The organism is Synechococcus sp. R6-10 (assembly GCF_047461815.1).
Classification (GTDB): domain Bacteria; phylum Cyanobacteriota; class Cyanobacteriia; order Thermostichales; family Thermostichaceae; genus Thermostichus.
Window position 1 is genome coordinate 1 of the sequence record NZ_JANSHW010000382.1, and the last position, 7,625, is coordinate 7,625.

Consider the following 7,625-nt stretch of genomic DNA (forward strand, 5'->3'; position numbering starts at 1 on the left):
GAGAGCCAAACCCTGGCCACCATCACCTACCAAAACCTTTTTCTGCTCTATCCCAAGCTTTCCGGCATGACGGGCACGGCTCGCACTGAGGAGGCCGAGTTCGGCAAAACCTACAACCTGGAAGTTACGGTGATCCCCACCAACCGACCCATCCGCCGCAAAGATGCCCCCGACTTGGTGTACAAGACCGAAAGGGGCAAGTGGCAAGCGGTTGCCGAGGAAATTGCCCACATGCACGCCCAGGGGCGCCCCGTCCTTGTGGGCACCACCAGCGTGGAAAAATCCGAACGCCTCTCGGCCATGCTCAAGGAAATGGGGATCCCCCACAACCTCCTCAACGCCAAGCCAGAAAACGTGGAGCGGGAGGCGGAGATCATTGCCCAGGCGGGGCGAAAAGGCGCTGTAACCATTGCTACCAACATGGCCGGTCGAGGCACGGACATCATCTTGGGAGGCAATGCGGAGTACATGGCCCGCCTCAAGCTGCGGGAACGGCTGATGCCCAAGCTGGCTCAATTGGACGCCGACAACCCCTTGGGATCCGTTCAGATGGTGGGACGGGGGGGTGGCCAGGGATTTGGTGGGACAGCACCCAAGCCGAAAAAATCCTGGACGGTGGTCTCCCCCAATTTTTACCCCTGTGAGCTGTCGGCCCGCACCAGCCAAGCTTTAGACGAAGTGGTGGCAGCAGCCGTGACCAAGTATGGGCTGAACCGTCTGCCGGAGCTGGTGGTGGAGGATCTCATCGCAGTAGCTTCCGAGAAAGCGCCGGTGCAGGATCCGCTAATTTTGCAACTGCGGGAGGTTTACAACAGCATCAAAGCCGAGTACGAAAAAATTACTGAGGCCGAGCACGAAGAGGTGGTGAGGCTGGGGGGCCTGCATGTGATCGGTACGGAGCGCCATGAATCCCGCCGTATCGACAACCAGCTGCGGGGCCGCGCCGGGCGACAAGGGGATCCCGGCTCCTCGCGGTTTTTCCTCAGCTTGGAAGACAACCTGCTCAAGATTTTCGGTGGCGAGCGGGTAGCCAAGCTCATGGACATGTTCCGGGTGGAGGAGGATATGCCCATCGAGCACCCGCTGCTCAGCAGCAGCCTGGAGAATGCGCAGAGAAAAGTGGAAGTATACTACTTCGACATGCGCAAGCAGGTGTTCGAGTATGACGAGGTGATGAACAACCAGCGGCGGGCCATCTACTCAGAGCGGCGGCGCATCTTGGAGGGGGAAAACCTCAAGACCAAGATCCTTGACTATGTGCGCAAAACCGTTGGCGAGATCGTGCGAGCGCATGTCAACCCAGAGCTGCCCCCGGAAGAGTGGGAAATTGACAAGCTGACCGCCAAGATGCAGGAGTTTGTGCCGCTCCTGAAGCAAAACCTCAAGGTTGAAGACCTGCGGGATCTCTCCTACGAGCAGATCTTGGACTACCTGATCAAGCAGGCAGAACTGGCCTATGAGGCCAAAGAGGCTTTTCTGGATACCTTTGAGCCCGGTTTGATGCGCAAGGCAGAGCGCTTTTTCCTGTTGCAACAGGTGGACACCCTCTGGCGGGAACACCTGCAGCAGATGGAGGCGCTGCGGGAAGCTGTGGGCCTGCGAGGCTACGGTCAGAAGGATCCCCTGATCGAGTACAAGAACGAGGGCTACGAGCTGTTCCTGGAGATGATGGACAACATCCGCCGCAACACGGTGTACAACCTATTCATCTTTACTCCCCAAATTGTGCAAGTGCCCCAGGCATCGCGACCGGCTCCGGCACCCACTGCGGCTGCCAGCCCTGATCCCAGCTCTGCTTCAGGGGTGGTGGAAGCCGATTTCACGGAAGAATAATTGGCGTAGAGAGAAGTCAGCGGGGGAGGAGGATCTGTCGTAATGCCTCTTTCAGTTGTGGGTACTGGAAGGTAAAGCCCATCTGCAAAGCCGCTTGCGGGATCACTTTCTGCCCCGTCAAAACCACTTGAGCTGCCTCGCCCAACAGCAGTTCCAACGCCAGCTCCGGCACAGGCAACCAAGAGGGGCGACCCAAGACCTGGCCTAAGGTTCGGCAAAACTCTTCCATCTGCACCGGGTTGGGAGCGGTGGCGTTGAACACTCCGGATCCCTGCTCCAGCAGGAAGCAGACCAAGCTCACCCAATCCTCGCGGTGGATCCAAGACAGCCATTGTTTGCCGGAGCCGATCGTTCCGCCGATAAAGAACTGAAAGGGGGCCAGCATCTGCCCCAGCGCTCCTCCATCCGGACCCAACACAATCCCCGTGCGCAGGATGGCCAAACGGATCCCCAATTCCTCAACCGGCCGGGCGGCAGCTTCCCAGGCCTGACAGACTCCTGCCAGAAAATCTTGGGCTGGGGGATCCGTCTCTGTTAAGGGTTCTCCTGCCGGATGGGATCCGTAGTAACCCACCGCCGAGCTGCTGATCATCACCTGGGGCTTTTGGTTGAGGGAGGCGAGGGCTTGGACAAGGGCCTGGGTGGTTTCCACACGGCTACGACGGATTTCTTTTTTCTTGGTCTCTGTCCAGCGAGAAGAAGCCAAAGGCTCTCCGGCCAAGTTGACAATCCCCTCGTACCCTTCCAGGGCGGCTGCCCAGGCTTGCGGTTGGTAGGGATCGTAGGGCAGCAGCTTGAGGTTGGGGGATTCCCCCAAAATGCGGCGGGCCTGCTCCAGGCGGCGGGTCAAGACCAAAACCTGATCCCCTTGCTCCAGCAGACGGGCCACCAAGCGACGCCCGATAAAACCACTTCCACCCGTGATGACAATGCGCATGATGTGGATCCGACTTGCATCTGCACAAGCCCTGTGCCGCCCTTGTCCTTTGAACGGTGCAGAGCCTTTCCGCTACTCGAACCTCTAGCCTAGCGCGTTTCCTGCCCCGCGTTGGCCATTGCCTGGGATCCCGCCATCCGTTTGCTGAGCTTGGCGAAGTGGCAGAGCCCAAGAAAGCCCAAGAATAAAAATGTTTTGCGGCAAAGCCTGACACACCTGGAAAAATCGGCTTCAATAGGCCCTAGCTGCGCTTCTTGGCAGCAGAGGTGGTTCATCGTCCCCCTATTTTCTTCCCTTCACCCGTGACACCCAAGTCTTCTTCCCGTACCCCGGCTCGCCACGTGTCTATGCGTGCAGAGCAGGTTGCTGGGCCGCGGCTGGACATCTCTGTTGCTCCACGAGTGCATCGCTCCCAAGGGCAGGGATCCCTGGTTCGGGCAGGGTTTCCCTCCTCTCTCCCAATTTCCGGTCGGCGGACGATCCCTGTCCAGCGCTCCCGCCGGCGCGGACGGCAAGAACCTGGCCACGAGCCTCAAGTCTGGGAGATGGCCTGTCACATCGGGGTGAATGTCTTGTTTACGGCGGCTGCCCTCAGTGGTTTGTATCGCCTCTTGCCGGTGCAGTTGGCTCAGCACCACCGGCTCCAGGTTCTGGAGCGGCATATCGAGGTCTTGTCCACTCGGATTTCTCGGCTGCAGGAGGGGGTGGATCGAGGTATGGATCCCTTGCAGCAGGAGGCCCTGATCAAGGAACGGCTGAATCGGGTGCCACGCAATCAAATTCAGGTGCGTTTGGTGGATCCCAGTACCTGGGTGGCGGACGACGAGAAGAACACCCACCCTTCCTGGATCGGGCAGTCCACCCAGCCGTCTGCCAGGCCGTAGGCTGCCTCTGCCTAGGCTTGTTTGAGAAGCAGGGCCACCTCTTTGGCAAAGTAGGTGAGGATGATATCGGCACCGGCCCGCTTCATGGCCAGCAGCGATTCCATCATCACTTTTTTGCCGTCGATCCAGCCTTTTTGTTCGGCGGCTTTGATCATGGCGTACTCGCCGCTGACGTTGTAGGCAGCCACGGGCAGATCCGTCGATTCCTTAACTCGGTAGATGATGTCCAGGTAGGCCAGGGCCGGCTTCACCATCACCATGTCCGCCCCCTCGGCCTCGTCCAGCTCCACCTCTTTGATGGCTTCCCGAGCATTGGCGGGATCCATTTGATAGCTTTTCTTGTCTCCGGATTTGGGCGCGGATCCCAGGGCATCGCGGAAGGGGCCGTAGAAGGCAGAGGCATATTTGGCAGAGTAGGCCAGGATCGCCACATCGGTGTAGCCTTGGTCATCCAGGGCCTCCCGAATGGCACCGACACGACCGTCCATCATGTCCGAGGGGGCCACAATATCCGTTCCCGCCTCTGCTTGGGAGAGGGCTTGCTTGACCAAAACTTCCACCGTCTCGTCGTTGAGGATCACCCCATCCCGCACAATGCCGTCGTGGCCGTCGCTGTTGTAAGGATCCAAAGCCACATCGGTTACCACCAAAATCTCGGGGATTTCCTGTTTAATCCGCCGCACCGACCGCTGGATCAAGCCTTCCGGGTTGAAGCACTCCCGCCCGGTGGGATCCTTTTTCTCTTCCGGCACCACCGGGAACAGGGCCACCGCCGGGATCCCCAGTTGAGCGGCTTCTTCCACCTCCTTTAGCAGCAGGTCTAGGGTGTAGCGGTAGCAGCCGGGCATCGACTCCACTTCCTGCCGCTGGTTCTCCCCCTCCATGACAAACAGGGGATAGATCAGATCCTGCACCCGCAGGTGGGTTTCCTGCACCATCTGGCGGAAGGCCTCTGTGCGCCGCAGCCGACGGGGACGGTAGATCAGGTCTTGGCTCATGAGAGCAGGGGGAAAGAGGGCGTTTCTATTTTGCCATGAGGTCGGTAGGGGCTGAGTTGGTCGTTGGGCGAGGGGCGACATCCGGGGCAGAGGGAAAATGCCGAGCCAGCCAGCGGCGAAGGGTCTCTTTTACCGCTTCGGCTTGGCAGTCGTGTAAAAGATCGTGGCGGGACTGGGGAAAATCGTGGATTTCTCCCTGGGGCAGCCGACGGGCAAAATCCACAGCTCCGGCAGGATTGACGACGATATCGGCAGAGGTGTAAAGCAGCAAAACCGGCAGGCGGAGCCGATGGGCTTGGTCGAGGCAGCGCTGTCCACTGCGCACCAGTTCGGCTGTGAATCTGGCCCGCGTTACACCACACATGTGGGGATCCGCCGCAAAGGCGGCTTGCTGCTCGGGTAGGGAAGTCACCCGCGCCGGCTCGTAGAGGCCAGTTAAGGCCAGCTGGGGAGCAACCCTGTCCAAAACTTGCAAAAGGGCGTGGGTCAAAGGGGTGAAATAGTGGTCGATGCGAAAAGCCGGAGAGATGAGAATCAGGCCCTGCACCTGGCCGGGATGGGCAAGGGCATATTCCGTAACCCAGTTGGCCCCCGCGCTATACCCACACCAGATCTGCGGGATCCCTTTCTGCGGCCAAATCTGCTGCGTGATCCTCTCCAGATCGGCTTGATATTGGCTGAAGCGGTCGATCCAGCAGCGGATCCCGCCGGAGCGACCAAATCCCCGCATGTCAGGCGCCAAAACCTCCCACCCTTGAGCAGCCAACTCGCCGGCCAAAGGGCAAAACCCGCCGCCGTGATCCCCTTTGCCGTGCAAAAGCAACACCCTTCCACAAGGGGATCCCTGGGGCCAGTGGTGCAGAAAAGCTGGGATCCCATCGGAAAGCAGCAACTCCTGGGGCCGATAGATCCCCGACGAAGGTTGCGGCTGAGCTCCCGACCGCCCATCCAGAACCTCTAAGTGGCCTAACCGATCAAAAGGCATGGGCAAATCCAACACACGTCCGGCAAGACCGGCAAAGCCGCAAATTATATCTTCCTATGTCCCGGTCGCCCGCGAGCGTTGCTGCCGCTGAGGAGTTGCAATCTTTGTTTCCAGCCCAGCATATTTCTTAACAATCTCTGCTCTTGCCGGGGATCCCCGACATGCCGGGCTTTGCAGCCTTTTCTGAGGATGGGATGAAAGGATCTCTCGGGGGGAGACTGGGGCCATTTGCGGGAAAAAGGCCCTCTGAGAGGTATGATGTTGTGAAGAAGTTTTGCGGGGTCTCAGGTTTGACGGGATCCCCTCTCTGGGGTGGTTCACCCTTGTTTTACGATTGCCTTATCGCTTCATCAGTTCACTCAGTCGGAAACGGGTTGCTGAAACTATGCTGTTACTGAAAATCTCTGTTTACGCGGTTGTCATCTTTTTTGTGGGGCTTTTTGTGTTTGGTTTTTTGAGCAACGACCCCTCCCGCAACCCCAACCGTCGAGACCTGGAGTAGGGGATCCCGCCTTGGGCAGCTTGCGAACCCAAGTGATAACCGGCTCATAGCTTGAGGGGGCATGCCTCCGGCCCTATTTTTGTGGAACTCTGCCGGTCGCACCGGCGGCGCGGAACGCTAGCCCTGGGGAAATTGACGCCTGTGGAGATCCCTCCGGCGGTGCGGCGACGCAAGCTGCTGCTGGTTAGGGGTTGTGGAAGCAGGAAGAAAGCCGCAGCGGTGAGCAAGATTCAGTCCTTGTTCGGACTTCGGCCCGCTGGTGGGCATTCCCCTCTAGAGTGAGTGGCCTCACCCCAAAACCGGCAACTCTGCTTGCCTACTGGAAGGCTGTAATCAGCAGTGTTTGGGATCCGGAGCGATTCTGTTGGTCAAACGCGGTAATCCGGAACTGCCAAACGCCGATGGGATCCCCGAGGGCAACGCGGAAATCGGTACTGAAGCTACAAAAGGTGGCCCCAGGGTTACAGCCGGCCTGCTGTGGGCTGAAGAATTCCCTTTGCACGCGCACGCCGCTGGGGTTGAAAGTTTCCAGCTCGAGGAACTGCGTTGGACGAGCACCGCCGGGCACACTCACCTGCACCGTGAAGGCCGGCGTGGAGGTACCCACCCGCACCGAGGTGGGCGCATTGATAAACGAAACCGTTGGGCCTTGGGGTGGGGGCAGGATCGAGCCCCCTGAGCTGCCGCCATCTCCACAGGCAGCCAGGCCAGTGGCCAAAAGGATCAGAGCAGTCCGTTGCATCCCTCAGTTCCTCACGCAAACCCATCCATCCTGGCAAGACTTGACCAGAATCTGTACCACCGCTTGAGCGGCACAGCTCTAAGTTACTTTTCTAAGTTACTTTCTGCCTCTGCAGCTTGAGAAAAGATGCGCCACGACCCAAATCTGCATGGGCCTTTGCGCAGAGTTGATTCCCTTGCTTCAGAGCAGCAGCAAGCGCCGCAACAGCAACGCTATCACTGCAACAAAGCTGGCCACGATGAGCTGTCCCGGCAGAGTATAGCCAGAGTAAAGCCCTATCAACCTCAGCAACTCCTCGTTCCAGGGTTGCGTGGCCAAAAGGTAGAGAATCCCGGTCAGGTGAACCAAGGCCAAAGCCACCAAGCTGCCGGATCCCAACTCTTGGAGGCCCACCGGGGAGTCAGGGATCCCTTCTGCCCACCGCTTCCCATCGACAGCACGTTGGCGGGCCAGAGGAGAAGGGGGTGGATAGGGATCCCGTTGCCGAAAGGCGATCGTCCCGCAGGCCCAAGCTCCCGGCAAAAACCCCAGCAAGTAGCCAAAGGCGGGCTGGTACAGGTACTGCCATCCTCCCCCTTGGGCAAACACCTGTAGCCCTGCCAGCCCCAGCCCCAGATAGACGATCTGGGCGCACACCGCTGCCACCGGCCCCGCCAAACAAGCCGTCAGCAACACGCCCCCAATTTGCAGCGAAAAGCTGTATCCCCCCAACCCAGGCAGCCCGGGCGGAAAACTCAAATGGGT

General features: G+C 59.3%; 7 protein-coding genes and 1 pseudogene. 3 read left to right on the top strand and 5 right to left on the bottom strand.

The genetic code is table 11. The features are described 5' to 3' along the window. A pseudogene (gene secA, locus NW837_RS10775) lies at window positions 1-1,833 on the top strand (preprotein translocase subunit SecA); the annotation flags it as partial. Window positions 1,834-1,849: 16 nt separating this feature from the next. Here the strand turns inward: secA and NW837_RS10780 are convergent. Beyond that, window positions 1,850-2,770 carry a TIGR01777 family oxidoreductase gene (locus NW837_RS10780; protein ID WP_414331417.1) on the bottom strand — a complete coding sequence of 307 codons (921 nt, stop codon included), beginning with the start codon at window positions 2,768-2,770 and terminating at the stop codon, window positions 1,850-1,852. Window positions 2,771-3,117: 347 nt separating this feature from the next. On the opposite strand from NW837_RS10780, the gene NW837_RS10785 reads away from it, so the two are divergent. Further along, entirely contained in the window at window positions 3,118-3,654 is a 537-nt protein-coding gene (locus tag NW837_RS10785; RefSeq protein WP_238376986.1) for a hypothetical protein, read from the top strand. Between the two features lie 11 nt (window positions 3,655-3,665). Here the strand turns inward: NW837_RS10785 and hemB are convergent, their stop codons facing one another. After that, window positions 3,666-4,652 carry a porphobilinogen synthase gene (gene hemB, locus NW837_RS10790; protein ID WP_414331419.1) on the bottom strand — a complete coding sequence of 329 codons (987 nt, stop codon included), beginning with the start codon at window positions 4,650-4,652 and terminating at the stop codon, window positions 3,666-3,668. A 25-nt stretch (window positions 4,653-4,677) separates the two neighbouring features. Further along, window positions 4,678-5,637, bottom strand: coding sequence for a lysophospholipase (locus NW837_RS10795; RefSeq protein ID WP_414331420.1), 960 nt, complete (start codon window positions 5,635-5,637; stop codon window positions 4,678-4,680). A gap of 385 nt (window positions 5,638-6,022) precedes the next feature. Here NW837_RS10795 and NW837_RS10800 point away from each other — a divergent pair, with 385 nt between their 5' ends. Beyond that, window positions 6,023-6,139 (top strand): photosystem II reaction center protein I, encoded by a 117-nt coding sequence (locus NW837_RS10800; protein WP_011434021.1) that lies wholly within the window; start codon window positions 6,023-6,025, stop codon window positions 6,137-6,139. Window positions 6,140-6,455: 316 nt separating this feature from the next. Here the strand turns inward: NW837_RS10800 and NW837_RS10805 are convergent, their stop codons facing one another. Both NW837_RS10805 and NW837_RS10810 read right to left on the bottom strand, forming a co-directional pair. Further along, on the bottom strand, window positions 6,456-6,881 hold the full coding sequence (locus tag NW837_RS10805) for a hypothetical protein (RefSeq protein WP_414331421.1): 426 nt from the start codon (window positions 6,879-6,881) through the stop codon (window positions 6,456-6,458). A gap of 180 nt (window positions 6,882-7,061) precedes the next feature. Beyond that, window positions 7,062-7,625 (bottom strand): biotin transporter BioY (locus NW837_RS10810; RefSeq protein ID WP_414331423.1); only part of this gene is annotated, 564 nt, incomplete at its 5' end.

What these genes read in the sequence shown, in the direction of transcription:
- NW837_RS10780 (WP_414331417.1), bottom strand. Translation starts at nt 2,770, where the DNA reads ATGCGCATTGTCATCACGGGTGGAAGTGGTTTTATCGGGCGTCGCTTG.
- NW837_RS10785 (WP_238376986.1), top strand. Translation starts at nt 3,118, where the DNA reads ATGCGTGCAGAGCAGGTTGCTGGGCCGCGGCTGGACATCTCTGTTGCT.
- hemB (WP_414331419.1), bottom strand. Translation starts at nt 4,652, where the DNA reads ATGAGCCAAGACCTGATCTACCGTCCCCGTCGGCTGCGGCGCACAGAG.
- NW837_RS10795 (WP_414331420.1), bottom strand. Translation starts at nt 5,637, where the DNA reads ATGCCTTTTGATCGGTTAGGCCACTTAGAGGTTCTGGATGGGCGGTCG.
- NW837_RS10800 (WP_011434021.1), top strand. Translation starts at nt 6,023, where the DNA reads ATGCTGTTACTGAAAATCTCTGTTTACGCGGTTGTCATCTTTTTTGTG.
- NW837_RS10805 (WP_414331421.1), bottom strand. Translation starts at nt 6,881, where the DNA reads ATGCAACGGACTGCTCTGATCCTTTTGGCCACTGGCCTGGCTGCCTGT.